Origin of the sequence: Runella sp. MFBS21 (genome assembly GCF_029433105.1) — a bacterium.
Lineage (GTDB): Bacteria > Bacteroidota > Bacteroidia > Cytophagales > Spirosomataceae > Runella.
The window spans coordinates 48454-74261 of the sequence record NZ_JARNTW010000020.1 but is presented as its reverse complement, the minus strand read 5'-3'; the positions used below and the strand labels follow the sequence as shown (position 1 = coordinate 74261).

The 25808-nt window shown below is 41.7% G+C and carries 23 protein-coding genes; 16 read left to right on the top strand and 7 right to left on the bottom strand.

The genetic code is table 11. The features are described from left to right. Positions 1-118: 118 nt before the first annotated feature. Both P1X15_RS26130 and P1X15_RS26125 read right to left on the bottom strand, forming a co-directional pair. Complete coding sequence (locus P1X15_RS26130; protein ID WP_277341087.1) at positions 119-1405, bottom strand: hypothetical protein; 1287 nt, start codon at positions 1403-1405, stop codon at positions 119-121. Next, positions 1395-2129 (bottom strand): type III pantothenate kinase, encoded by a 735-nt coding sequence (locus P1X15_RS26125; RefSeq protein WP_277341086.1) that lies wholly within the window; start codon positions 2127-2129, stop codon positions 1395-1397. The genes P1X15_RS26130 and P1X15_RS26125 overlap by 11 nt, the downstream gene beginning before the upstream one ends. A 136-nt stretch (positions 2130-2265) precedes the next feature. Here P1X15_RS26125 and P1X15_RS26120 point away from each other — a divergent pair, with 136 nt between their 5' ends. Genes P1X15_RS26120 through P1X15_RS26110 form a run of 3 tightly spaced genes read left to right on the top strand, consistent with a single transcriptional unit; the run spans position 2266 to position 5362 of the window. Continuing rightward, positions 2266-3387 (top strand): mechanosensitive ion channel family protein, encoded by a 1122-nt coding sequence (locus P1X15_RS26120; protein ID WP_277341085.1) that lies wholly within the window; start codon positions 2266-2268, stop codon positions 3385-3387. A gap of 28 nt (positions 3388-3415) precedes the next feature. Further along, positions 3416-4627 (top strand): M20/M25/M40 family metallo-hydrolase, encoded by a 1212-nt coding sequence (locus P1X15_RS26115; protein WP_277341084.1) that lies wholly within the window; start codon positions 3416-3418, stop codon positions 4625-4627. Between the two features lie 54 nt (positions 4628-4681). Continuing rightward, positions 4682-5362 carry a phosphoribosylanthranilate isomerase gene (locus tag P1X15_RS26110; protein ID WP_277341083.1) on the top strand — a complete coding sequence of 227 codons (681 nt, stop codon included), beginning with the start codon at positions 4682-4684 and terminating at the stop codon, positions 5360-5362. Between the two features lie 46 nt (positions 5363-5408). Here P1X15_RS26110 and P1X15_RS26105 read toward each other — a convergent pair whose 3' ends face one another. Both P1X15_RS26105 and truA read right to left on the bottom strand, forming a co-directional pair. Next, entirely contained in the window at positions 5409-6002 is a 594-nt protein-coding gene (locus P1X15_RS26105) for an NTP transferase domain-containing protein (RefSeq protein ID WP_277341082.1), read from the bottom strand. 80 nt (positions 6003-6082) lie between these two features. Next, a complete protein-coding gene (truA, locus tag P1X15_RS26100; protein ID WP_277341081.1) occupies positions 6083-6832 on the bottom strand; it encodes a tRNA pseudouridine(38-40) synthase TruA in 750 nt (249 codons plus the stop codon). 134 nt (positions 6833-6966) lie between these two features. On the opposite strand from truA, the gene P1X15_RS26095 reads away from it, so the two are divergent. The 3 genes from P1X15_RS26095 (at position 6967) to P1X15_RS26085 (ending at position 11740) form a co-directional block, all read left to right on the top strand. After that, positions 6967-9258 carry a peptidylprolyl isomerase gene (locus tag P1X15_RS26095; RefSeq protein WP_277341080.1) on the top strand — a complete coding sequence of 764 codons (2292 nt, stop codon included), beginning with the start codon at positions 6967-6969 and terminating at the stop codon, positions 9256-9258. Positions 9259-9306: 48 nt separating this feature from the next. After that, positions 9307-10656 carry a peptidylprolyl isomerase gene (locus P1X15_RS26090; protein WP_277341079.1) on the top strand — a complete coding sequence of 450 codons (1350 nt, stop codon included), beginning with the start codon at positions 9307-9309 and terminating at the stop codon, positions 10654-10656. A gap of 121 nt (positions 10657-10777) precedes the next feature. Next, positions 10778-11740 carry a MoxR family ATPase gene (locus P1X15_RS26085; RefSeq protein WP_277341078.1) on the top strand — a complete coding sequence of 321 codons (963 nt, stop codon included), beginning with the start codon at positions 10778-10780 and terminating at the stop codon, positions 11738-11740. A gap of 78 nt (positions 11741-11818) precedes the next feature. Here P1X15_RS26085 and P1X15_RS26080 read toward each other — a convergent pair whose 3' ends face one another. The 3 genes from P1X15_RS26080 to P1X15_RS26070 form a co-directional block, all read right to left on the bottom strand. Continuing rightward, a complete protein-coding gene (locus P1X15_RS26080) occupies positions 11819-12376 on the bottom strand; it encodes a hypothetical protein (RefSeq protein ID WP_277341077.1) in 558 nt (185 codons plus the stop codon). A gap of 123 nt (positions 12377-12499) precedes the next feature. Beyond that, on the bottom strand, positions 12500-13165 hold the full coding sequence (locus P1X15_RS26075; protein WP_277341076.1) for a hypothetical protein: 666 nt from the start codon (positions 13163-13165) through the stop codon (positions 12500-12502). A gap of 184 nt (positions 13166-13349) precedes the next feature. Continuing rightward, positions 13350-14540 (bottom strand): PAS domain-containing sensor histidine kinase, encoded by a 1191-nt coding sequence (locus P1X15_RS26070; RefSeq protein WP_277341075.1) that lies wholly within the window; start codon positions 14538-14540, stop codon positions 13350-13352. Positions 14541-14739: 199 nt separating this feature from the next. Here P1X15_RS26070 and P1X15_RS26065 point away from each other — a divergent pair, with 199 nt between their 5' ends. The 10 genes from P1X15_RS26065 (at position 14740) to P1X15_RS26020 (ending at position 25795) form a co-directional block, all read left to right on the top strand. Further along, positions 14740-15102, top strand: coding sequence for a histidine kinase dimerization/phospho-acceptor domain-containing protein (locus P1X15_RS26065; RefSeq protein WP_277341074.1), 363 nt, complete (start codon positions 14740-14742; stop codon positions 15100-15102). A gap of 3 nt (positions 15103-15105) precedes the next feature. Next, the gene (locus P1X15_RS26060; protein ID WP_277341073.1) at positions 15106-16161 is read left to right on the top strand and encodes a response regulator; all 1056 of its coding nucleotides are present in this window, start codon (positions 15106-15108) and stop codon (positions 16159-16161) included. A gap of 505 nt (positions 16162-16666) precedes the next feature. Continuing rightward, a complete protein-coding gene (locus tag P1X15_RS26055; RefSeq protein WP_277341072.1) occupies positions 16667-17983 on the top strand; it encodes a hypothetical protein in 1317 nt (438 codons plus the stop codon). A 119-nt stretch (positions 17984-18102) separates the two neighbouring features. Continuing rightward, positions 18103-18666, top strand: coding sequence for a hypothetical protein (locus P1X15_RS26050; RefSeq protein ID WP_277341071.1), 564 nt, complete (start codon positions 18103-18105; stop codon positions 18664-18666). An 85-nt stretch (positions 18667-18751) separates the two neighbouring features. After that, the gene (locus tag P1X15_RS26045; RefSeq protein WP_277341070.1) at positions 18752-19138 is read left to right on the top strand and encodes a DUF1003 domain-containing protein; all 387 of its coding nucleotides are present in this window, start codon (positions 18752-18754) and stop codon (positions 19136-19138) included. 31 nt (positions 19139-19169) lie between these two features. Further along, entirely contained in the window at positions 19170-20015 is an 846-nt protein-coding gene (locus tag P1X15_RS26040; protein WP_277341069.1) for a polysaccharide deacetylase family protein, read from the top strand. 113 nt (positions 20016-20128) lie between these two features. After that, positions 20129-22150, top strand: a complete 2022-nt coding sequence (locus P1X15_RS26035) for an FAD-dependent oxidoreductase (RefSeq protein ID WP_277341068.1) — start codon at positions 20129-20131, stop codon at positions 22148-22150. An 84-nt stretch (positions 22151-22234) separates the two neighbouring features. Then, complete coding sequence (locus tag P1X15_RS26030) at positions 22235-23386, top strand: sorbosone dehydrogenase family protein (RefSeq protein ID WP_277341067.1); 1152 nt, start codon at positions 22235-22237, stop codon at positions 23384-23386. Between the two features lie 493 nt (positions 23387-23879). Next, positions 23880-25034 (top strand): glycosyltransferase family 87 protein, encoded by a 1155-nt coding sequence (locus tag P1X15_RS26025; protein ID WP_277341066.1) that lies wholly within the window; start codon positions 23880-23882, stop codon positions 25032-25034. Continuing rightward, a complete protein-coding gene (locus tag P1X15_RS26020; RefSeq protein ID WP_277341065.1) occupies positions 25013-25795 on the top strand; it encodes a glycosyltransferase in 783 nt (260 codons plus the stop codon). The genes P1X15_RS26025 and P1X15_RS26020 overlap by 22 nt, the downstream gene beginning before the upstream one ends. The last annotated feature ends 13 nt before the right edge of the window (positions 25796-25808 follow it).

The following is a 25808-nucleotide window of genomic DNA, read 5'->3' as shown; positions in this document are numbered from 1 at the left end:
TGCGTGCATACAAATATGCTGAAAATAAAGGCTTTATGTCAAGTTTTTAATATTTTTTAACAAGACATTTTTTAAAAAAGCTATACCTAATTAGCAAAAAAACGGAGTTAAAGTAGACTTAATCGACCTTAAATTTCCGGAACCATACGTCTTTGAGAGAGAAGCCCAGTGTTACTCGTCCGTATCGTTCTCTGAAAGTTTGAGAGGAGACTGTACCCCGTTGCCCCGCAACAAACGAAATATTAATGAGATTGGTAAAACCTTGTCCTACCGGTAGCGAAAGACCAAAAGATACGCTCATATCATCAATATTTGTACCCGTAATGACCCAAGGAGTTTTGTTAAAAGTAAAACCAGCACGATAATACACCAAATCCCAATACTTTGTCGAATTATATTTAGGAAGATATTCCAATCCAATATGGTAGCTTTGTCCATCACGCATAGATTCGTTGTTGCCTGACACGCCCACATACTGCGACCAATTTTGACGTTCATAGTCTAAGTTTACCGTCAAACGATAGAGGTATTCATAGCTTATGCCCACGCGCCAAGTTGTAGGAAGCTTAATAGATAAGTTTGCTTGGGTGATTGTGTCGGGATTAGTGATAGGACGATTTGCACTGTTGAGTACCTCTAAAGTGGTGTTGCGAACAGTAGCGACATTTGATTGAAGGCTATAAGTAGCTCCGAAATTCAGGAAGTGATCTCCTTTTAACTTTTGACGCCAAGCCGCTCCCGCTCTAAAATTAAAATCATTAAAATTCAACCTATCATCACGACTTACGATATAGTCGCGACTATCACCAATACGAAGCTGAGATGTAACACTTTGGTTAAAGTTTCCGAAAAGCATGGTAGCATCAAAACCTAAATTAAGGTTTTTGGTCACTTGAAAACCATTCATCCAATTAATCTGGTTGAGACCACCTTTACCACTATACACATATTGAGCTTCATAAATAGAATTTCCAATACGCCCATAGGAATTTTGTTGATGATTTACAAAACTGTAGGGTTTGAGACTAATACCAGAAGACCATTTGGGGGCAACAGGAAACGACAATGCCAAATAAGCTAAATTCCCACCAAAATCACGCTGACTTTGGCGGCTGTCTTGGATTCCTTTGTATTGGCCTACTACTCCAACATCAAACATGGTGTAGCGGTTTCGAGCCAACAAAGCAGGGTTTAGAGAATTGATATAGAGCGGATTGGCATTGCTTACGCCTGCATCTCCCATTCCATTGGCGGGAGCGTAGCCCTTACTTAGGAGTTCTCCGATACCAATGGCCGAATAAGGAGAATTGCCTAGACCTTGCGCAAAACTAGAGGTTTGTACTAAACAAACTGCCCCTACTACCCAACTCCACTTAAGAAGCTTACTCTTTTTGTTAATTGACATTGTGTTGTAAAATTCGATTCAAACCCATCAAAACTAGATTTGGAGCCGCAAAGATGCGATTTTTAAGTAGACTTTCAAAGTAAGGAGCGTCTCCTCCGCATAATACTACGCGGCATTCGCCATATTCGTGGCGATAGCGAGCAATTACCCCTTCCATTTCGGCTAACAATCCATTGAAAACGCCACTTTGCATAGCTGTACGGGTACTTTTTCCTACAAATGGTAAAGACATAAAATAAGTAGCTTCTTCCATTTCAATCAAAGGTAACCTCTTTGTAAACGAGTGCATCGCTTGAAATCGCATACGAAACCCCGGAGAAATTATTCCTCCTCGAAAAACTGCCTCTGCACTCACCCAATCGTAAGTAATGCATGTCCCCATATCGATCACTAGACAGTTGTCATTTGGAAACAAACCATTGGCACCTACTGCCGCCGCTAAACGGTCAGCCCCTAAGGTTTGGGGTGTATCATATTCCTTTTGGATTGGCAGTGGTGTATCGGATGCAAGCTGTAATGTATTTACTCCTTTTTGTTGCAAGGTTAAGGCATATATTCCAGTATCGTGGCTGGTTGAAGATAAAATCGCCTTTTCGGGCAATTCTTCCAGTAAGATATTTGTTAAGGCATCAAAAGGGATTTTGTATTGAGCACGTATCAATGTACTTCCTTCAAACCATCCTATTTTTGCAAATGTATTTCCAAGGTCAATAGCAGCATTCATATTTTATTATATTCTCTCAAAGCAATCCATTCTAAAAAAGCCCACAAAAGAACTATGGTTTGTTGGCTTTTCTAGGTTATTTTTTCATTTAACAGCGCAAAATTGTTGTTTTGCATCCTAAAAATCGACGATTATTATGGAAAATCTGCCAAGGTGGCTTGACTACACCATTTTAGAAAATACAATCCGGGATATACTTTGGTTTGTTGGTATCCTAGGACTAGGAGTATTGATTAGGAGAGGGTTATCATTTACGATTACTCGAATGATTTACCGTTTTATCAAAAGCGAATCTGGCAATATCCCTTTAGCTGATTTTGTCCGACTCACCCGTCGTCCTTTTGAGGTACTTATCACATTAGTGGTTTTATTTTTGGCTTTCAGGCACTTAACAATACCTACTCATTGGGCGTGGAAACCTGCTGATAAATTTGGCTGGCTCATGGTTATCGAACGTTTATTTTTCAGTGTTTTAGGAGCTACGATTGGCTGGTTGGGTATCCGAGTCATTAAATTTATTGCGCTTATTTTCAAGCAAAAAGCCGCCTCTACTCCTAGTCCTATTGATGACCAGCTTGTTCCTTTTTTCAAAGATATCATCATTATCATTTGGACTTTAACCAGTTTTTTCACCATTCTGCACAAAGTATATGAAGTCAATGTATGGGCGCTCATTACAAGTCTGGGAATTGGGGGATTGGTGATAGCTTTGGCCGCTCGCGAGACACTCGAAAACCTCATTGCTTCGGTGGCCATCATGCTCGAACGCCCCTTTGTGGTAGGTGATAGCATTGTACTTGACAAAATTTCGGGCGATATCGAACAAATCGGCTTTCGAAGTTCGCGCATTCGCTCCGAAGATGGTAGTCTTATCACCGTACCCAATCGCCTGCTTACTACCCAAGCCCTCGAAAACATAACGCAGAGGAGTTATCGTAGAGCCAAATATTACGTTAGGCTTTCATTTGATACTTCGCCCGAAACTCTTTCCCAAATTATAGAATCTATTCGGTCTTATTTAGAATCCCATACGCTTACCAATTCCAAACCCCCCACTGTCCGCTTAGAAAACCTCGGTGAAAGCTCACTAGATATTCTGGTCATTTACCATGTCCATACTTCACTTTGGCGGATTTTTATTGAAACCAAAGAAGAAATAAACTTCAAAATCATCGAGATTGTACACCAATACGGTGCTACATTTGCTTATCCGACACGAAATCTTTTTATCCGCGAATCAGAAAGCGTAAAAATTTAGTCTCAACTTTGATTTTTAAATAATAGATATGAAAAAGTATGCCTTTATTTTGAGTGTATTAATGGGTTGTCAATCAATAGCGCAAGCCCAATCTATCTCTGCCAAAAATGTAGAAAAACATATTAGTTTTTTGGCTTCCGACGAACTTAAAGGGCGTGGTACAGGTACCAAAGACGAGCAAAAAGCCGCTGAATACATTGCCAATTTTTTTAAAGAAATCGGTCTTTCCCCCAAAGGTACCAATGGGTTTGAGCAAGTTTTTAAGGCCAACATCGATACCGTACATGTACTAGACGCGCGCAATGTAGTAGCTTACCTCGACAATGGTGCTGACCGAACTATCATCATCGGTGCCCACTATGACCATTTGGGCGAAGGATTTCAACGAGGTTCATTGGATGCCAATGCCAAAGGTAAAGTTCATAATGGGGCTGACGACAACGCCTCTGGAGTGGCTGGCGTGCTTGAACTCGCGCGTTACTATGCCAAAAACAACATCAAAGAAGCTCACAATTTCCTTTTTATTTGTTTTTCGGCCGAAGAACTTGGGCTACTTGGTTCCAAATACTACGCCAACAACCCCACCATTGATTTATCCAAAGTAAACTTTATGCTCAATTTTGACATGATTGGACGTTTTGACGAAGCCAAGCCAATCACCATTGGAGGCTGGGGTACAAGCCCTACTTGGGGAGAAGCGATTCCGACCGTAATGGCTAAAGAAAAAATGGCGTTTAAAATTGATTCTTCGGGGGCAGGAGCTTCTGACCATACATCTTTTTATACCAAACGCATACCAGTATTATTTTTCTTCACGGGAGTTCATTCAGACTACCACCGCCCCAGCGACGACACCCACCTTATCAATTTCAAAGGAGAAGCCAAGATTTTGAATGCGGTAACGGCGATTATCAATACTATCGACAAACTTCCCAACCGATTAGAATACCGCGAAACAGCCATGCCAATGGCGCGCAATATGAGTTTTAAAGTGACCATGGGCTTACTGCTCGACTATTCGTTTAATGGTCCGGGAATCAAAGTTGATGGCGTTTCAAAAAACCGACCCGCCGAAGCCGCAGGTATCAAAGGTGGCGACCTAATCCTGACTTTAGGCAAATACACTCTTAATACAATCTATGATTATATGGGAGCCTTGGGAAAATTTGAAAAAGGGCAAACGGTAGAGGCAGAAGTGGAGAGAGGTAATGAAAAAATAACCGTCAAAGTTACTTTTTAAGCAAAAGGAGTAGATTTTAAAAATAGAGCCGTGGCAAGTTGTCAGTAACTTGTCATGGCTAACCTTATAGATGATATGCAAGGAACCCTTAAACCCCGCGTAAAAATTTGTTGTATCAGTAGCCTTCAAGAAGCTCAGTTGGCTATTGCGCATGGAGCCTCAGCATTAGGGCTGGTCGGACACATGCCAAGTGGTCCGGGTGTGATTTCAGATGAGCTTATTGCCCAAATCTCGTCCAGTGTTCCTCCACCTATCTCTACTTTTTTGTTGACCAGCGAAACTTCTTCTGCAGGTATCATAGCCCACTACCAAAAAGTAAAAACTCATACTATTCAGATAGTAGATGCCCTTCAAGAGGGAAGTTATACGGATATTCGTCAGGCACTTCCACACGTCAAACTAGTACAAGTAGTGCATGTCATCGACCAAAAAACGGTTGAGGAAGCCATAGAACTTTCCCGCTTTGTGGATACGATTTTGCTTGACAGTGGCAACCCCAATCTACAAGTCAAGGAGCTAGGAGGAACAGGAAGGGTACACAATTGGGCACTTAGTCGCCAGATTCGCGAAAACATTTCGATTCCTTTGTTTTTGGCTGGCGGACTCAAAGCCGAAAATGTCAGGGAAGCCATCGAAACAGTACAGCCTTTCGGACTAGATTTGTGCAGTAGTGTCCGTACCAATGGCCAACTTAGCCCAGAAAAACTAGAACGTTTTTTTGAGGCGATTGGATAAGTAAAAAACGCCTGTGGCCGCAAAGACCAACAGGCGACTGATAAATCTAGGTATCCGATTGAAAATTTTTATAATCTTCGGGAGTGTCAAGGTCAATACTACCGGCTTCGAAAGTGAGTAAATAGGCCTCATCCAAATGATTCATTAAGACTGGCTTAGCTCCTTTATCACCTGTAAGACTAAGCAACTCTTCAAACAACTTGCGGTCAAAAAGTGCGGGCACGCCTACTTGGTCTTCATATTTACAAGCCACAATGGGGGGCTTTTTGGTGCGGTAAATTTCTATCATCCGTTCCAGTAAAGATACCGAAATGTAGGGCTGATCACATACCAACATGATAACCGCCTCCACATCTTTGTAAGTCATATACAAGCCTGCAAGCCCCATTTTTACGGACGATGCCATGCCTTCGTGCCACATTTGATTGTCAATCACGGTGAGCGGCAAGTCTATGATTTCTTGAGCAAGCTGAGCTTTGTGCGCACCAATCACCAACACCACCGGATAGCAATCCGTAGCCAAAGCCACTTCTGCCGTACGTCGAATAAGCGAAACGCCTTCTATGTTTAACAGTTGTTTGGGAAACCCCATCCGTTTTGATTCACCAGCCGCTAAAATGATAATTCCTATTTTTTCCAATGAATATTATTTTTTATGCAAAAACACACAATTTACTCCCGACCATAATCAACTCAATATCAACACAATAAACTCAATTCTTAGACCAAAATATCTTCCCACGGATAGCCTACTTCCGTCAAAAAAAGCCCACAGGCAGGCGCTTGAGCCGACGCATTTTTTCGGTTTTTAGAAATAATAATCTGTTCAAAAGCTTCGATAGTCATGCGCCCCTGCCCTACTTCAAGCAAAGTACCCACTATCGCCCTGACCATTCCCCTCAAAAACCGATTGGCTTTGATATGAAAGACAAGCCCCACATCACTTGCCTCCCAATAAGCTTGTTCGATGTTACACAAAAATGTTTTTACATCGGTATGTATTTTACTGAAACATTCAAAATCCTCGTACTTCAGCAATAATGCAGCGGCTTTGTTCATCTCCAAAAGGTCTAATGAGGGGCGAAACTGGTAGACAAGCCCCGTTAGAAATGGATTTTTTTGACGTACTATGCGATATTGATAGCAACGGTGAGTAGCAGCAAAACGAGAATGTATGTCGTCTTTGACATGATGAAATTGTTTGATGGCAATATCACGTGGTAAAATACTATTGAGTCCATGAATTATTTTTTCGGGCCAAATTATCGGTTCTGCCACTTCAAAATGAGCATACTGCTGTTCCGCGTGTACTCCTGCATCCGTACGACTGCTGCCTATGATTTCGATTGGCTGCCGAAGCATCACTTCAAAAGCTCGTTCTAGTTCTTGCTGAATCGAGTTTGCATTTGGCTGACGCTGCCACCCGTGAAATTCGGTACCTTTATAACTTAATTCAATAAAATAACGCATGTTGCAAAGATAACTCGTAAAATACAATTCTTGACTCCCAAAAGAAGATTGTATAACTTTCAGAAAGTTGGGTTAACTTTGCAAACTTCACAATAAATGAAGAGAGATTCGTGTTTAGAATTAAAAAGTTGAGAATGAAGTATTGTTTTTTCATCGTTGGCATGGTTTTTATCGGGTTAGGAAGTTGCAAAACCTCCAAGCCTGCACCTCCTCAAGCTCCCCCAGAGCCAGTTATATTGTCTATTGGGGACAAAAACTTTAGCACCGACGAATTTTTCCAATCTTTTACCAAAAATCAGTTTTCGGACGATACTACCAAACCTACTAGTATCAGTGAGTATTTACAGTTGTTTACCAATCTCAAACTCAAAGTACTGGGAGCACAAAGCGAAGGGCGCGACACAACGGCTGCCTTTAGGGAAGAAATCGCCTCTTTCAGAAAGCAACTAGCCCAGCCGTATCTAAGCGACAATGTGCTCATTGACAATCTAGTAGCAGAAGCTTACGAACGCCTCAAAGAAGAACTCAAAATATCGCATATACTCATTGCAGCCCCTCAAGACGCTACTCCTGCCGATACCCTTGCCGCTTATCGAGCAGCAGTGGTACTTCGAAGTCGTATGTTACAGCAAGAAATAAGCTTTGAAGAAGCTGCTGAACGCTTTTCTAAAGATGCTGCTACGGCCCAAAAAGGTGGAAACTTGGGATACCTAACAGCCTTCCAAACGGTATATCCTTTTGAAAGCGCAGCTTACCAGCTTTCTATCGGAAAAATCTCTGACCCCATTCGTACCAATGCAGGTTATCATCTTATCAAAATAGCTGACCGCCGACCTTCACGCGGCAAAATACAAGTCGCTCATATCCTAGTTAGAGTAAGCCCCAACGCCACCGACGGAGGAAAAGCCACTGCCAAAGCAAAAATTGAGCAAGCTTATAGTCTGCTCAAACAAGAAGCATGGGACATCGTATGTCGGGATTATTCGGACGATGCCACCACCAAAACCACTGGTGGGGTGTTACGAGAATTTAAAACTGGCGACTGGGTGCCAGCTTTTGAAGAAGCCGCTTTTGCACTTCGTCAGAGAGGTGATATTTCGGCCCCCTTCTTAACCAACTACGGATGGCACATTATCAAACTTATCAACCGCAAGCCTATTGAATCATTTACCGAGTTGGCTCCTCAACTTCGCCAAAAAGTCACCACCGATTCACGCTCTGAGTTGATTCAAGAAAATCTTTATGCAAAATTACGTAAAGCATATAAAATAACTGAACCAAACAATATCCGCGAAAACACCATTGCTAGTCTAGATACTTCTCTGCTTCGTGGAAAATGGAAAATCCCAGCTCCCCTACCCACTTCGCTCGACAGCAAAACTCTTTTCCAGATTGATAATAAGGCTTTTACGGTCAATCAGTTTTTTGAATATTTGTACAACCGACAAGCTCCTGTAGCTCTTGGTTCAGATTTGAATATTTTGGCAAAAAGATATTATAAGCAGTTTGTCAATAAAATGTTGGTAGAAATTGAAGAAGAAAATTTAGAGAAAAAATACCCAGACTTTAAGGCTTTAATGACCGAAATGCGCGACGGGGTATTGTACTCTCAAACCCTGGAAGCCAATGTCTTGGAAAAATCACTGGTAGATTCTGTAGGGCAAAAACAATACTGGAATCAGCACAAAGACAAATACCGCTACCCAGAAAGAGTAGTGGCTAATATAGTAGTTTCGGACAGCGACAGTCTACTTAAAAGAGCCCAAGAGTCTTTGTCCTCCTACCCTTACCAACTTCGTCGAAAAAGTGCTGATTTGTTGTTTGAACCTAAATCTACGACCTTGACGGCCAAGCACCGTGAAAATATCTTTGATGTAGCGCTTACCCTTCTCAACAACGACAACTACGTAGTAGAAGTATCTTCCTATAGCGACACCAATGAGTCAGACTCTATCTCAACGGCACGATTACACAATACCATCAAGGCATTGGTCAACAACCGTATCCCAGTTACTAAAATTCTTGAGAAAGATTATGGAAAATTTAAGCCTGTTTCGAGTGCGGCACGCAATCGGAGGGTGAGTTTTCAGTTTTTTAGTACTTCCAAAAAAGACCTTGAAAAAGCACTAAATGCGCTCAAAATTGGTAAAATCAATATTGTAGATGGTACCTTTGCCAAAGGAAGCAATTCCTTCATCGATGCTGCTCGCTGGGAAGTAGGCAGCCAAACGCTTTCCCAAGATGGCAAAAAAGTCTGGATTGAAATAAGTAAAATTGAGCCTGCCCGAATCAAAACTTTTACTGAAGCACGAGGGGCCGTAATTAATGATTATCAAAAACAACTAGAGCAAAATTGGCTGGAGCGATTACGCCAGAAGTTTGCCGTTAAAATCAACGAAGAAGAATTACGAAAATTGGCCAAATAAGGCCCAATATCGTATGTCACCAATTATAGCAGTTTACCAATCAAACACATGAAAAAAACGTTCATTCATTCACTCCTTCTTTCTCTCATCACCGTCGTAGGAGTGTATGCGCAAGGCAAAAGCACTAGTATCAATAAAGTGATTGCCAAAGTTGACAATTACTACATCTTACGCTCAGAACTCGAAGAGTTGATTTTGCAATATAAAGCCCAAAACCAACCTGCGCCCAATCCTTGTCAAGCATTAGAAAGCTTGGTAGTACAAAAAATGCTCTTGGCTAAGGCTGAAATTGACTCGGTAATTGTGGAAGACAAACAAGTCGATAATCAAGTAAATGCCCGTATGGAGGTAATGGCACGGCGCTTTGGCTCCGAAAAAAATATTGTGGAAGCCTACGGTAAAAGCATCGAAGCCCTCAAAACTGAAGTTCGGGAAGAAATCAAGAATAGCATGATTTCGGAAAAGATGCAAACTACAATTACGAGTGCGATTAAAGTAACCCCTAGCGAGGTAAAGAGGTTTTTTAATTCGATTCCTAAAGATAGTTTGCCCTATATCCCAGCCGAAGTAGAGATTGGGCACATCGTACGCTATGCACAAGTTACCAAAGCCCAAAAAGAAGAGCTCCGCAATCGCCTGCTTGAATTTAAGGCACGCATCGAAAAAGGAGAAGACTTTGCATCTTTGGCTTCGGCCTATTCAGAGGATATAGAATCAGCCAAACAAGGTGGAGATTTAGGTTTTGCGCAACGGGGTTCTATGGTACCTGAGTACGAAGGTGCCGCTCTTAAACTCAAAATCAATGAGATATCAGAGCCTATTGAATCAGAATATGGTCTTCACCTGATCCAATTGCTCGAAACCCGGGGTGCCGAATACCATAGCCGCCACATATTACTTCGTCCTGATTATAATCGGATGGACTTATCAGCACCAAAACGTATTTTAGATAGTCTTCAGCATTTAATTCAAATCGATAGTTTAAAATTTGAAATAGCCGCTAAAAAGTGGTCAGAGGACAAAAATACCGCCGATGCAGGAGGACTCTTAAAAGAGCAGCAAACGGGAAACTCTCGCTTACCATTGGATGCTTCAATGGATTACAACCTCTATATGATGCTCGATACTATGAAAGTTGGCACGATTAGTGCGCCGCTCAACTATCGAACAGACGACGGTAAAACCGCCATGAGAATTGTTTATTACAAAAGCAAAATTGAGCCTCACACGGCCAATCTTAAAGATGATTTTGAGAAGCTTACCAATATCGTATTGGCCAACAAAAAAACCAAAGCTGTGGATGAATGGTTTAAGAAAGCGGTAACAGATGTTTTTATCAACGTCGAACCTGAATATCAAGGCTGTCAAATATTTGGTATTAATCAGGAGGGGAATTAGCGTTTTTATTTTTTTAAATTAAGTACATTTACCTACCATAGTCACCTACTTAAAAGCATTTTCAAATTAAATAATCGAACGCCCATTCCATAAACCATTAACTCATAAACTATTATCCTCAATGAAGTTTACTTCTGATGTAGCAGCCGCTGAGGCATTGAAAGAATCTTACGGAAAACTCCGTTCGGAAATCGGTAAAGTGATTGTAGGGCAAGACGACACTGTTCGTCTGCTATTGACGGCTATATTTTGTCAAGGACACTGCTTATTGGTGGGTGTACCCGGACTCGCCAAAACGCTCTTGATTCAGACAATTGCCGGCGCTCTTGACTTGAGTTTTAACCGAATCCAGTTTACTCCTGACCTAATGCCTTCTGATATTTTGGGATCAGAAACACTCGACAATGAGCGTAATTTCCGTTTTATCAAAGGGCCTATTTTTGCTAACATTATCCTTGCTGACGAAATCAACCGTACCCCTCCCAAAACACAATCGGCATTGCTAGAAGCCATGCAAGAGTATGCCGTAACAGTGGCGGGACAAAAACATAGCCTTGGACGTCCTTTCTTTGTTTTGGCCACCCAAAACCCCATCGAACAAGAAGGGACCTATCCGCTTCCTGAAGCGCAGCTAGACCGCTTTATGTTTATGGTCAACCTCGACTACCCTTCCTATCAAGAAGAATTAAACATCGTAAAAGCGACAACTACCGACAATCGCCCTGTGGTCAACACGGTGATTTCGGCCGAAGAAATCCAAGCATTTCAGCACCTTGTTCGACGCGTGCCTGTCCCCGACAACGTAGTAGAATATGCCGTAAAGCTAGTCCACAAAACCCGCCCCGGAGGAGAGTTTGCGAGTGCAGACACCAAAAGCTATCTCGAATGGGGCGCTGGCCCACGTGCCTCACAAAACCTCATTTTGGCATCGAAGTGTAATGCCCTCATCAATGGCAAATATTCTCCTGATATAGAAGACATTAGAGCGGTAGCTGTTCCTATTTTGCGCCACCGCATTGTGCGTAATTTTAGAGCAGAAGCAGAAGGTATTTCTGTCAATGACATCATTCAGCGTCTGATTTAATATTTTAATTTCTCAATATTAAAAGCTCAGTGCAGCGGTGATAGCACCGCTGCACTGAGTTTTTAATTTTTAAGAAGCTTATATTTTCATTTTCTTGTCGGTGCGTACTATCTTACCTGTTTCATCAAAGAAAACATGTTTATGCTCTTTGTCTTTTTTAAGATTGACCCGATAAGCTATTTTTATATTTCCGTGGTTATATTTTACCTTCTCACGGTCGCCTGTAACTTGCCAACCCGCAAACTGATTGCCTAGAGTCGTACGAATCGAAGTAGGCAATTCAGCGTCTTTAATGACTTCTTTGTAGCTCATGAGTTTGCCATTATTGTCATAGACCGCACTAAAATTACCACTTTTACCTTTGCCATCTACTTGATAGAGGCTGATACTACTTTTATCATCTATCTTGTTTCGTTCCGAAACCGACCACTCTTTACCATAAAGCGATAAAGGAATCACCGACATACCCTGAACAGCACCACCAGGAAAATCTTTTTTCAAAGCATCGAGTACTTGTTTAGGTTCTTCACCTTTTTTTACACTTTTCATAGCGACTTCTTCGCTCTGTGTACTTTGTGCTTGGGCGTATCCTAAGGATACACAAGCAACCAAAAATGCAATACTTAGCCTTTTCATTGTTGTAAATGATTAATTTGGTTGGAAAGAATTTTTTAAAAAGGAATCAGAAATATGTTTTTGCAGAAGGAAATTTCGTGGCTTATTGTGCCTTAGAAAATGGTGTGGTAGGGAAAGAATGAACTACAAATGCTTGTGTATGACCTCTCTGATTTTTGAGAGTTTTTCTTTCAATGCTTGATGTTCTTTTTGGTTGTTGTTGGCAGGTGCTTTCTCGTAAGCTTCTAATTTGGCATGAGCCTCAGAAGTCAATTTCTTAATTTCTTGCTTTGCTTCGGCGGGTAAGACTTCAGCTTGTTTTTCCAAATCCGCGAGCGTTTGTCTCAAATGCTGACTATTTTCGGGCGTAATAGCAGTGAGTTCTTCCGTAACTTCTATTGCTCGGTGGAGTGTCACCAGTTCGGCTACCCCCGTAGTGAGGATAAGTTCGTCTAAATTGAGGTTTTTGGCTTCCGCTTTAGGAACCAATGCTTCTATTTTTTTGATTTGCTCATCAATAGCACCCTGGCGCTCAGGCTTTTCTTTTTTTGCTTCTTCTTTATACGCTGCGATACCTGCCTTCAGATGCGTAGTCACCATACCCCACTCTCCTTTTTTTAAAGCCGAAGCCGCCGAATCAAAAGACACGTCAGAAGGATTGTCTAGGGTCTTTGTTTCTTCTATGACTGTAAAGGTAGTGTCAGTATTTGATGCTTCGTGTTTGGATGAAGAATTGCAAGCCCCTAGGGTTAAACAAACAGCAGCAAAAAGTGCACCTTTGACTAATGTAAAATGGCTTTGAGTGTTCATGGTTTGTGTTTTGTTTTTAGTAATAAACCTTCATTGACATTGCAAAGGTGGCAACACTTCTTAAGCCTTACCTTGACAACCGTCAATAGATTTACCTGATTGTAAACAAAGCAAACAAACCTCCCAACTCATTTATTACTGCCCGAAAATCATGGTAATTAGCAGCTTTTAGATTTTTTAATGTTCAAATACAGCGAAATATAACGCTAAAAGTGGCTCCTTTTCCATATTCACTTTGGCAACTTACGGTAGCACCTATTTTTTCGGCATGGTCTTTCACAATCGATAGCCCCAAGCCTGTAGAACTTTCGCCCGCAGTAGGACGCGTGCTTAGCTTCTGGAATTTGCCAAACAAAAGTGGCATCTCGTCTGGCTTGATGCCTTTGCCCTCGTCCGAAACCAAAAGCTGCACATGGCTCTCCGCATGAGTTACTTTGACGCGCACATCATGACCAGCTGGAGAAAACTTAATGGCATTTGATAGGAGATTTTCAACTATCTCGGTCAAATATTGTGGGTCTGCCTTTACCCATGCCTCATCAGAATCACATTCAAATCGAAGCCCAATATGTTTGCGATTGGCAATGACCTGAAACCGCCCTAAGATATGCGCCAAAAAATTGGTTAAATTGACAGCCTCAAGCAGAGGCATATTGACACCTTGCTCGATACGATTCACGCTCAGCAAGCTATAAATCATGTGAGACATATGCTCTATACTCACCTGAATATCTTCCACCCAATATCGCTGCCGCTCTGTGAGATTTTGTTGGGTTAGTTTTAGCTTATCTGTAAGAAGGCGAATATTGGTCAAAGGAGTTTGGAGATCATGAGAAGCAATGCCCAAAAAACGGTTTTTTTCTTGATTAAGCTCGTATAATTGCTTGTTAAGACTTTCTAATTCTTGGTTTTTTTTTCGCAATTCACCTTCCAATCTCTTTTGCTCTATAATCTGAACCACGGTGGTTCTGGCCATCACAAAATTTCCCGTTTTATCATACAGCGAAATGGCATTTACTACCACAGGGTACGATTGCCCCGTTTTAGTAACACACTCCATAAACAAATCCAACAAGTGCCCCTCTTCCACGAGTGCTTTATAATGTTCCTGAAATCTATCGTAGCTTTGGGTGGTACATAAGTCTTGCCAAGTCATTTTTTTTACAACCTCTTCACGAGTATAGCCAAGCCATTTAAGCTCCACATCATTGATTAAGATAATTTTCCCGCTGGGATCCGTTGAATGATACCCCACGGGCGTATTGCCATACACTATAGAGAGCTTATCGTAAGGAATCAACAACCCCTCTCTTTTGATAAAAGCATCAAAATCAGAGGGCTGTCCTATGATTTTATTTACAAATTCTTTTTCCATCCTAAAAAGAGTACCTGCATTTTTAAAAATAAAGCAATCATTTTCGTCTAGCTATACTGTACGCAATGAGGGACTAAAGCGTGCATCAAAAGCCCAAAACTTTGCCAAAAATTAAATAGAAGTATTGACCGCTGTCAAGATTTTTCTGGAAAAAGCCTCGCAACTTTGTATTCATAAAACGTTCAATCCCTCCATACGCATGAAAAAGACTCTACATAACACATTAACTGAAGACGCTTCCTCCCAAGAACGCTTACAATCTCTGGTGAGGAGTCAATACCTCAACGAACTCAAATCAAAATTTATCAACTCGGTATCGCACGAATTCCGAACTCCTATGGCGGTGATTCAGTCAGCTATTATTCTGGCTCGACATTATCATGAAACAAACCAGCCAGACAAAGTAGATAAATATTTGACAGAAATAGAAGAAAGCATGGTACATTTAAATGCACTCATCGATGAAGTAGCTTCGCTCAATTTTGAAGATGAAGAAGTGCTAAAAATTATTTTGGAGGATTTGGATATGCATGTGATTGCAGGTCAACTAAAACAAAAGTAAAGAATGAAAAAAATACTCCTTATAGAAGACGAAGACCGATTAAGAGTAAACACCGCTGAGATATTGGAAATATCTGGTTTTCAGGTATCTACTGCTACCAATGGCAAAGAAGGAATAGAACAAGCCCTCCACACTAAACCGGACTTGGTAGTGTGTGATATCATGATGCCCGTACTTGACGGTTTTGGGGTACTTCAAGCTTTTAACAACAATGATATGTTGGCTGGCATTCCTTTTATCTTTCTCACTGCCAAAGTAGAGCGTGCCGACTGGCGGCGAGGAATGGAACTAGGCGCGGATGATTATCTCACCAAACCTTTCGGAATCAACGAACTATTGGCGGCTATTAATTCTAGGCTCCAAAAAATAGCCCAAATCAAGCGTTCGGTGATGACTCCCGAAGGGCTGGGGGCATTTTTTGAACAAGCAAAACAAAAAGACGGTTTGCAGTCACTATCGATAGATAGAAAAGTGCATCTCATCAAAAAAAAGAAGGTGATTTATACCGAAGGCGACGACCCTTTCCGTCTGTATTTTATTAAAAGTGGAAAAGTAAAGATAATCCGAGAAAACGCTGACGGCAAAGAGCTCATCACAGCCTTGTGTGGTCCGGGAGACTTTATTGGCTATACAGCCCTCATCGAAGGCCACACCTACACCGATTCGGCGGTCACGCTCGAAGACACCGAAGTATTGTATATTCCAAAAGATGATTTTTTTAGTTTATTATACAAAAACGCCGACGTAGCCAAGGAATTTGTGCAGATTCTTACCAATAAGATTATCGAAAAAGAGCATCAATTGTTGGGGCTAGCCTACAATTCGCTTCGCAAAAGAGTAGCGGAGGCTATTGTGCAATTTGCCAAGCGTTTCAAAGAAACCAACAGCGATGCCGTCGTCGTCACTCTCACGCGAGAAGACCTGTCGCACGTGGCAGGAACTGCGATGGAATCACTAGTACGTACCCTAGCCGATTTCAAAAACGAAGGCCTTATTGAGATGGTAGATGGTAAAATCGTAGTCTCAAAAATCGAGAAACTAGAACGGCTAAGATACTGAGCGAGGGGTGTCTCCCCTCTTTTAGGCTTCTCATAAAACTTATTTGATATAGCTTTTGATTACGAATTTTGAGCTTCTGCTTATACCTAGCAGCTTCTATATGTTATTCTCTAATCTTCGGAATGACTCCTGTTTTGCCTAAAAAGATAGGCGGAAGTGTTTTATGTACATAATTGTTAAACCCAACTCTTGTAGGCTAGGGCTAAAAAACATGAAAATAATACAAGGGCCTTTAGCCCCGATTTTCAATCCTTACACCTGAAAAAGTCAGGGCGCAAGCCATTGAAGCACCCTTGATATTTCTTGACCCATAATTCTTATTATTACAATTAACTGTGCTTAAGCACCGACTTCATACATTGTTTTTGGAGGTAAGCGATGTTGATGCTCGTCAATGACGACAAACAACGCTAAGGCTTGACCATCGTCAATAATTTCTATCAAAACTAGACCCACTTTTGTTGCGTCAATTTAGTTATCGATAGTTTCAAACAGCACGAGAATCATGAAAACTGTAATGAACTCCACCCACTACATGCTACTTAACCTTTCAAAACGTAGATTAATTAGCAACACCCTTGTTTTGATGATATGGTTCGGAATCTCTTCCAATGCCCTTTCTCAAAATCAATCCACCCACATCGAAACTGATAAGGGAATGCGCATGGTGGTAGCATCACAAGATGCCGACATCCGCCAAGCAATACTCACCAGCAGTCAATACCCAGATATCCTCTCCCAAATCGCCCAACTTAAAGAGCGAACTAAGGCTTCTTTTCATGCTTTGATTGGTAGTTTTAATCAACAAAAACAGGGTTGGTTTTATGAACTAAGCCGCTACCCTGACTTACTTCATTCGCTTGCTACTCAGCCTACGGGTCTCAAACGTAGCGCTATCGAAGGTATGCTCCCCAACCAAGAGTCACACCTCAAAACTGCCGCGTGGAAACTCTACCACAACCACCACGAAGATTTGATTGAAACAGACCGGCTAGAAGCGCAAGCCAATCAAAATTTCAATGATTTGGTGGCTACCACACCTGTAGATGTACGTGAACAGTTTCGGTTGTTGTCGGAGCACCCCGATGTGCTCGAAACCCTCACCGGCAACCTCGCCCTTACGACCAATTTAGGTCAACTCTATGCGTCGGACAAAGCGGGGCTTACGCAACAATTGGCCGAGCAACATGATAGTTTGGTAGTCCAAAACCAACAAGTAATCCAGAGTTATAAACAACAAATGGATTCAAATCCTCAGGCAGTGTCGGAACTCAATCAAGCCGCTAAAGATTTTGCGCAGGCCAACGGCTATATTCTTCCTAACGGACAATACGCCACCAACAACAACAATTATTGGGCAAATCCTTATTCATTTTGGTTTGGCTATCCTTACTGGTATGGCAGCCCTCTTTGGTATCCTGGCGCGTATTGGTCCAATTTCGGAATGTACTATGGCTTAGGTGGACTTGGTTTTTATGGTTTCCCTTCTTTAGGTTTTTCCAACTGGTTTTTCAACGGCGGCTATTACACCAACTACCCTATTTTGTACCGTCAATTTGGCCGTTATTATCGCACCAACCTCTGGACCAACCGTCCCTATGTACCTGCAAGTCATGCTTTTATGAGTGTTGCCAACCAGCATTTCAACCCTGCTAATCGACTCCCCAATAGCACTTTCACCCGTCCTTCTTTCAGTGGTCGTTCGTTCAGCCCCAACAACAGCTTCCGCAGCTATAACACAGCTCCTAGCGGATTTGGAAGCCGGAGTAGTTTTGGGGGTGGTCGGAGTTTTAGTGGAGGTTTCGGAGGTCGCCGCCGTTAAAGCCTCAGCAGAGTCCTTTTTATTAAAGGGCTCTGCTAGCTTTTATCTGTTATTAACTAACAACTTCAAATACCATTTTTTTAATTAACTACAAATCAACGCATTAATCCTCTAAAACCATGAAACTCACTCACACATTCGCAGCCATGGGCCTACTCTTCGCTTGCGCTATTACAGGTGCCTCAGCCCAAAAATCATCGACCGTCATCTTAACGCCCGACAAAGCTGGCGTTCCTATAAGTAATGTCACGGCTACCCTCGAAAGCGATTTTAATGAATCCCAACCCCTCGACAAAGCAATGGCTCCGTTTGCCCACTTGCCACTTCACTGGAAAATCACCGAAGAACAATTCAATGAATACAGTAATGGAGACCATCCCACTTTTATCGAAATCACTGCATCATCAGGAGATTTGAAACAAGTAGCTTATTACAACGCCAAAGGCGATCTCGTTCGGTTTATAGAAACAGGGATGAATCTTCCCTTAAATGATAAAATATTGCAATCTATCAATAGCAGCTATCCAGATTGGCAAATTACGGGCAATAAGTCGCACTTCGACTCCGAAAAAAGAAATGCAGACTATTACAAAGTGATGCTATCCAAAGGCAAAGAAAGAAAAGCGGCCTATTTCTCTATGGAAGGTACCGAAATAAATCATCATTTAAGACCCATTAAATAACCTATTTATTTCGCATAACTAGGAGGAAGTATCATTGAGATACTCCCTCCTAATTTTTTATATATTTAGCAAAAAATCTAACAAAATGATGAAGACACACAAGCAAAACTTACAAGAACATTTTACAAAATCCGAAAAATTAGGAAGTTGGATTACCGATCACGTCGGCACTATGTATTTCTTTTATCTGATTTTTGGCTGGACAGCCACTTGGTTATTATGGAACTCTCTAGCTCCGCATTTACTAAGATTCGACCCTGCTCCTGATTTTCTGATGTGGTTGTTTATATCCAACCTAATTCAGATTCTGCTGATGCCATTGATTATGATTGGGCAAAATATTCAAAACAGGAGGGCAGAATTGTTGGCAGAAAATGATTTCAAAACCGATAAAGAAGCCGCTTTAGAAATTCAACGATTACACCAAAAAATTGACCTTTTGATGGAGAAGTTGGAAAAAAAAGATCAATAAATGCCCCTGCAATCTACCTATTATCACAACCATGAAAGCTTTTATATTTTTCTTGCTTGCCGCTTCTCTAACCTCTTGGGGACAAACTACTCTCGAACAACGTCAAAGGCTTGAGAATAAAGTAAAACCATACTATACTCCCGACTACCTCGCCTTTCGAGACAAAATCATTAAAGAGTATCCCAACGCCAAACCAGGTCGCTTTGGACTGGTCATCAAAGATGTATTTGAAGACGTAGCCGACAAAGAAAAAGTACTCGCTTTCACCTTTGACGCTTGCATCGGCAAAGACAATGACTACAACGCCCCCCTGATTGCATTCCTAAGAAAAGAGCGCATACCTGCTACTCTTTTTGTAAGTGGTCTGTGGATTGATAGTAATCAGGCAGTTTTTAGAGACCTTGCCGCCGACTCACTTTTTGAAATGGGAAATCACGGACTATTACACCGACTCTGCTCTATCAATGGAGAAACCAAATACGGTATTGCGGCAACTCAAAACTTAGCAGAAGTAATCGACGAAATGGAGCTTAATGCCCGAAAAATGGCAGCTATCACGGGCAAAAGACCGCGTTTTTTTCGCTCAGCCACGGCCTATACGGATGAAACCTGCGCCAAAATCGCTAACCAACTAGGGATGAAAATCGTAGGCTTTGATGTTTTGAGCGGTGATGCCGTACCATTCACCCCCGCCGAAATCATCAAAAATACAATCATCGCCAATGCCAAACCCGGCGCAATTGTCATCATGCACTTTAATCACCCTCAGTGGCATGAGCTTGAGGCATTACAAATGGCTATACCAATCCTGAGAGCCCAAGGGTATCGTTTTGTCAAACTTACCCACGAAAAATTGCTCTCCCGGATGGGAGAATAGTTCTTAATTTTTCCAAGTTAAGTCTTTGGCAAGAGACACAGTACAATCTGCTATTTTTTTACTTTTAAAAAGTGAAGCCTCAACTTACTCACTTTTCCTCCATTTCAACAGATATGGCACATGCCTTTACCAATCGTCTGCTAGTAGTAGTTACTGCTGCATTGTTTTTAGGGACTCCTGCCCTAGCCCAACCCGTCAAAGAGGTAGATATTTGTATCTATGGCGGTACTTCTGGGGGAGTTATCGCTGCCTATACAGCCAAAAAATACAAAAAATCTGTTTTGCTTATTGAACCTGGCAAGCATCTGGGAGGCATGACTACTGGCGGACTCGGCCTGACGGATATTGGCAATAAGTATGCAATTACGGGGCTAGCGCGTGACTATTATCGCCGTATTGGGAAGCACTATGGCAAATTTGAGCAATGGATTTTTGAACCTCATGTCGCCGAAAACCTTTTCAATGAATACATAAAACGTGGTCAAGTAGACGTGCTTTACTCCCACCGCCTCAACAAAGTAAAAAAAAGTAACCAACGAATTCAGGAGATAACGATTGAAAACGCCACTAATCCTTCCCAAAAACAAGTTATTCGGGCCAAAATGTTTATTGATTGTTCTTATGAAGGCGACTTAATGGCTAAAGCGGGTATTTCTTATACCGTAGGCCGTGAAGACAATTCGCGCTATGGAGAGACTATCAACGGTGTTCAGCTCATGACAGGCCACCAGTTTCCTGATGGTATCGATCCCTACAAAACCCCTGGAAACCCTACTTCTGGATTACTCTGGGGAATTAGCAACGAGCCTTTGCTTCCCAATGGCACTGGAGATCGCAAAGTGCAAGCCTACAACTACCGCATCTGCCTCACCGACCACCCCGCCAACCTAGTGCCTATCACCCGCCCCGCTCACTATGACTCAAGTCGCTACGACTTACTAGCGCGGCTCATAGAGGCTCAGCCCGGAAAATATTCGCTCAATCAGTATTTTATTTGGAGTCGAATGCCTAATCACAAAACCGACATCAACAATCGAAATGGCTTTTCGACCGATATGATTGGTATGAATTGGGACTATCCAGAAGCTAGTTATGAGCAGCGTGCCGAAATCATCCGTCAACACGAAATTTATACCAAAGGATTGTTATACTTTTTTGGCCACGACGCTCGTGTTCCATTGCCCCTCCGCCAAGAAATGTTGAAATGGGGGTACCCTAAAGACGAGTATACCGATTCGGGACACTGGTCGCCTCAATTGTACGTCAGAGAAGCACGACGCATGATAGGAAGCTATGTGATGACTCAGGCCAACTGCCAAGGTAAAGAAGTAGTGACTGATGGAGTAGGTATGGCCGCTTATACCATGGATTCGCACAATACCCACCGTATTGTGATTGAAAAAGACGGTCGTAAAATGGTCAAAAACGAAGGGAATGTAGAAGTGGGCGGTTTTGGGCCTTACCCTATTTCGTATCGGTCATTGATTCCTAAAGAAGCTGACTGCCAAAATTTATTGGTTCCTGTCTGTCTTTCTGCATCACACATTGCTTATGGTTCTATTCGGATGGAGCCTGTATTTATGGTATTAGGACAATCTACAGCCTTGGCCGCCGTGATGGCTATCAATGCCAAAACAAGCATCCAAAAAATCGACATTGACAAATTACAGAAGGAATTAATCCAAAATCCGCTCGCCGACGGTAGCACCCCCGAGATTTTGGTGGACGAAAATGACCTCAATGCAGTCAGTAAAACAGGGACTTGGCATATCGAACAAAAAAACAAAGGCGGCTATGGCCCTTCATACATGCTCGGCGGCCTCCAAGTTGGTGATAAAGTACGGTATACCCCTACCATCAAACAGTCTGCCAACTATGATATTTTTGTGTATTTACCCAAAATAGAAAAAGCTACCTCAGAAATTGGCATTAGGGTGTTTGACGGAAAAACCCAAAAAGACACCACCCTCAAACCCGCAGAGGTAGTTGTACTTGGGCAAACCTCTGGCGAATGGGTACCACTAGGTCGTTATGAGTTAGGAGTGGGACAAAACAACTACGTAGAACTCATCACCCAACAGACCGACGGAAGTGTAGCAGCTGATGCCGTTTTATTTGTGCCGGTATCTCATTAATTATACTTATCGCTCTAAATGACAGAAGCAAACGCTATTTGATAAATAATGTATGATGTGTTGTTAACCAAAAAACATACCTCCATGAAAAAGCAATCTACCATCCCGCTGCTAGCGATGCTAGCTTTGTTTTTGTTGGTCTCTTATCAACCTCATCCGTCGCTCATTACGCTTCAAAACGCCTTTCCATTTTTGTCGTTTAGCCGCCCCGTGGAATTGACCTATCCTCCCGACGGAAGTAATCGGTTATTTGTGATAGAACAAGAAGGTAAAATTCGTTTTTTTGAAAATAGCCCTTCTACTAAAAATACCTCAGTATATCTTGATATCAAAAACAAAATCTCCTCTGAGGGTGAAATGGGATTGCTGGGGTTGGCATTTCATCCCAACTTCAAACAAAATGGGTATTTTTATGTCAATTATACGAAAAGAAAACCCCTTGAAACAATCATAGCACGGTACAAAGCTTCGTCGTCGGAGGCCCGAAGCGTAGACCCTTCGACAGAGACTATTTTGTTGAAAATCGCTCAACCTTATGATAACCACAACGGTGGCAAGATAGCCTTTGGCCCCGACGGAATGCTCTATATTTCGACGGGCGACGGCGGGGCTTGGGGAGATCAACACAACAACTCTCAAAACAAAGCTTCTTTGTTGGGGAAAATTTTGCGTATTGATGTCAACAAAACCGACAAAGGATACTACGGAATTCCAGCTGACAATCCTTTTGTGGGCAACAAAGAAGGCTTTCAAGAAGAAATATTTGCCTATGGTTTACGAAATCCTTGGCGATTTAGCTTTGATGCCAAAACTGGTAAAATCTGGACTGGTGACGTAGGTCAAAATGAGTTTGAAGAAATCAATATCATCGAAAAAGGAGGTAACTATGGATGGAGACTCAAAGAAGCCAATCGATGCTATAATCCAAGAAACGACTGCGAATCAGGCAATTCGTTGATTCCTCCTGTGCATTTTTATCCTCGTACCGATGGCGTCTCCGTTACGGGAGGTTACGTATATCAAGGAAACGCTCAGCCTACACTCCAAGGAAAATACATTTTTGGAGACTTCAGCAATGGGCATATTTGGGCATTATCCTTTAAAAACAATCAGAAAACCGACCTCCAACTACTCACCATCCAAGGAGGCAATGTATCGGCTTTTGGGGAAGATTTCAAAGGAGAATTGTATATCCTAGAACATACCAACGGAAGCATCAAAAAATTTTCTAAATAACTACCCAAGTCCTATCAATATCACCCCCTAAAAGATGTCCTATCTCTAGGATTGCCTCAAAACATATCATTCCTCTCTCCCAACCTTTTGTTTGTTTTTGGCGTCCTAATTGCGGTTTTTTATTCATCAAACAGCCATAAAGAAACAGACCTATGCTAGTTTTTCATCTACACTATTGTTTTTTTCGACGACGAAATTGCTAATTTCATAGATGTTGCCTAACTTAGCCGCGTCGTTCCTCAACACCAACATTCGTTCCTCTCCCCATTCATATAAGCTTGCTTATTTGATGTTGAAGAAGGCCTGTTATGTTTCAGAACGGCGACTGACAGCTAGGATAAATTTAGTTTCCAAAAAATCTGTAAAGCCCTTTTTGAAAATACCTTAGCTTGTTCAGAATCGACATCAATGTACAATTTCACTGAAGTATTACTTCATTAACAAAAACGTTTTGTTAAGCAAAGTGTAAGCTTTTTTTAACAACCTAACCTCAATGTCAAGATTTGCTCGACTTTTTCAAAATGAAAAAGTGATTCTAGCTATCTATCTTTTGATAGCTCTCATTACATATTTACAATGTTTGGCACTAGGAAAAGAAAGTTATAACAACTTCACTATTTTCCGAGAGGCTTTTTTCCATTTGCTCAATCACCAAAACCTACACCTTGAATACCCCGAGCTTTACTACGACATTTTTTTATATACGCCAGCATTTACGATTTTCTTTTTGCCTTTTAGCCTCCCTCCCGTTTCGGTAGGGCTATTGATGTGGCTTTTATTCAGTGCTTGGTTTAGTTTTTGGGCTATTCAAAAGCTTCTCATTCAGCAGTCTTATAAAGTTTTTATGTGGTGGTTTTGCCTGCTCGAACTCAACACGAGCCTCCACAATGTACAGACTAATTCGAGTATTGCTGCGCTTGGCCTTCTTACCTTCGCTTTTTTGGAGCGGCGGTTACTCTTCTGGGCAGCCTTATGTCCTGCTATTGCTTTTTGTATCAAAGGCTATGGCGTAATCGTAGTACTACTGTATTTGTTTTACCCTCAAAAAATTAAAACAGGCATTTATTTTGCATTGTGTCTGGCGGGTTTGATGCTCTTGCCTCTTCCATTCATTGGACTTGGTCGTTGGCTAGAAGTTTACCAAGAATGGTACCAATGCCTTCAAGCCGACCGCAAAGTCAACATTGGCTTGGGGGTGATGGGAGTTCTCAATGCTTTTTTCCCTGGCAAAATCAACGTGGCCCTCATTCAAATCATAAGTCTTGTGTGTTTGATTGTCACCACGGGAGCGTTGTATTGGTTTTCGGCTATTGCTCAACAAGCCAGACTCCGTTGGCAATACTTGGCTTATTTGCTTATTTGGGTTATCATCTTTAACCACGCTGCCGAATCAGCCTCCTACATCATTGCGATTTCGGGGGTGGCTGTTTGGTATGTATTTAGTGACCGCACCTTCATCGATAAATTCTGGGTATACTTTGTATTTTTCTTTTCAATTCTTGCCCCCTTCGACGTTTATCCTTCCTTCATAAGAAGCCATTTCTTTGGTCCTTATTGTATTAAGGCGATTGGCTGTATTGGCGTATGTTGTCTTCTACAATTCTATCTACTTAAACAAACCAAATTATGGCATCAAGCATCTTTTTGAGTATCATTACTCCCTGTTACAACCCGCCACCTCAGTGGCTCGATAGCTACCTAGAGCAAGTGAAGCTTATCGAAAGTACTTTAGATACCCTTACGATTGAGTTCGTAATCGTCAATGACGGTTCTAAAGAAGATTTGTCGCCTCTTTTTACTCCCCTACCACATCCTTCTATCAAATGGGTGAGTTATAATAAAAACCGTGGTAAAGGCTACGCCATCCGCGAGGGAGTCAAATACGCCTCAGGTAAGTATATCATTTATACTGATATGGATTTCCCTTTTGGTACGGATTGTATCTACCAAATCTACGACCTCTTGCACCAAGGCTACGACCTCGTCATTGGCAAACGCTCCAAAGAGTATTTTGATAAACTACCTATCAAACGGCAGCTTATTTCTACCATACTCAAAACCATGAATCATCTATGGCTTCCTTCTGAACTCAACGACACCCAAGCGGGAATCAAAGGATTCAGGCAAGAATTAAAGTATGTTTTTTTGAGAAACAAAATCAATTCTTTCGTGTTTGAAATCGAGTTTTTGATAAGAGCCTCTCATCTCAAAAACCTAACTTACACCACCGTACCTGTGTCGCCAATTCAGAACATTGTATTTAGCGACTTCTCAATGAAAGTGATTTGGAAGGAAATCAAAAATCTTTTCCTTATCCTATATCCTGAAAAAAGTGCTCCTACTCAACCAGAAGAGAAAGCCATCAAAAAATCATCTAAAGCATCCCGTATCAAAAGAAACATTGCTTAATCTATTTTTCCTG

Bases quoted from the DNA above. Each gene is read 5' to 3' on its own strand.
- P1X15_RS26130 (WP_277341087.1), bottom strand. From the start codon at position 1,405: ATGTCAATTAACAAAAAGAGTAAGCTTCTTAAGTGGAGTTGGGTAGTA.
- P1X15_RS26125 (WP_277341086.1), bottom strand. From the start codon at position 2,129: ATGAATGCTGCTATTGACCTTGGAAATACATTTGCAAAAATAGGATGG.
- P1X15_RS26120 (WP_277341085.1), top strand. From the start codon at position 2,266: ATGGAAAATCTGCCAAGGTGGCTTGACTACACCATTTTAGAAAATACA.
- P1X15_RS26115 (WP_277341084.1), top strand. From the start codon at position 3,416: ATGAAAAAGTATGCCTTTATTTTGAGTGTATTAATGGGTTGTCAATCA.
- P1X15_RS26110 (WP_277341083.1), top strand. From the start codon at position 4,682: ATGGCTAACCTTATAGATGATATGCAAGGAACCCTTAAACCCCGCGTA.
- truA (WP_277341081.1), bottom strand. From the start codon at position 6,832: ATGCGTTATTTTATTGAATTAAGTTATAAAGGTACCGAATTTCACGGG.
- P1X15_RS26095 (WP_277341080.1), top strand. From the start codon at position 6,967: ATGAAGTATTGTTTTTTCATCGTTGGCATGGTTTTTATCGGGTTAGGA.
- P1X15_RS26090 (WP_277341079.1), top strand. From the start codon at position 9,307: ATGAAAAAAACGTTCATTCATTCACTCCTTCTTTCTCTCATCACCGTC.
- P1X15_RS26085 (WP_277341078.1), top strand. From the start codon at position 10,778: ATGAAGTTTACTTCTGATGTAGCAGCCGCTGAGGCATTGAAAGAATCT.
- P1X15_RS26080 (WP_277341077.1), bottom strand. From the start codon at position 12,376: ATGAAAAGGCTAAGTATTGCATTTTTGGTTGCTTGTGTATCCTTAGGA.
- P1X15_RS26075 (WP_277341076.1), bottom strand. From the start codon at position 13,165: ATGAACACTCAAAGCCATTTTACATTAGTCAAAGGTGCACTTTTTGCT.
- P1X15_RS26070 (WP_277341075.1), bottom strand. From the start codon at position 14,540: ATGGAAAAAGAATTTGTAAATAAAATCATAGGACAGCCCTCTGATTTT.
- P1X15_RS26065 (WP_277341074.1), top strand. From the start codon at position 14,740: ATGAAAAAGACTCTACATAACACATTAACTGAAGACGCTTCCTCCCAA.
- P1X15_RS26060 (WP_277341073.1), top strand. From the start codon at position 15,106: ATGAAAAAAATACTCCTTATAGAAGACGAAGACCGATTAAGAGTAAAC.
- P1X15_RS26055 (WP_277341072.1), top strand. From the start codon at position 16,667: ATGAAAACTGTAATGAACTCCACCCACTACATGCTACTTAACCTTTCA.
- P1X15_RS26050 (WP_277341071.1), top strand. From the start codon at position 18,103: ATGAAACTCACTCACACATTCGCAGCCATGGGCCTACTCTTCGCTTGC.
- P1X15_RS26045 (WP_277341070.1), top strand. From the start codon at position 18,752: ATGATGAAGACACACAAGCAAAACTTACAAGAACATTTTACAAAATCC.
- P1X15_RS26040 (WP_277341069.1), top strand. From the start codon at position 19,170: ATGAAAGCTTTTATATTTTTCTTGCTTGCCGCTTCTCTAACCTCTTGG.
- P1X15_RS26035 (WP_277341068.1), top strand. From the start codon at position 20,129: ATGGCACATGCCTTTACCAATCGTCTGCTAGTAGTAGTTACTGCTGCA.
- P1X15_RS26030 (WP_277341067.1), top strand. From the start codon at position 22,235: ATGAAAAAGCAATCTACCATCCCGCTGCTAGCGATGCTAGCTTTGTTT.
- P1X15_RS26025 (WP_277341066.1), top strand. From the start codon at position 23,880: ATGTCAAGATTTGCTCGACTTTTTCAAAATGAAAAAGTGATTCTAGCT.
- P1X15_RS26020 (WP_277341065.1), top strand. From the start codon at position 25,013: ATGGCATCAAGCATCTTTTTGAGTATCATTACTCCCTGTTACAACCCG.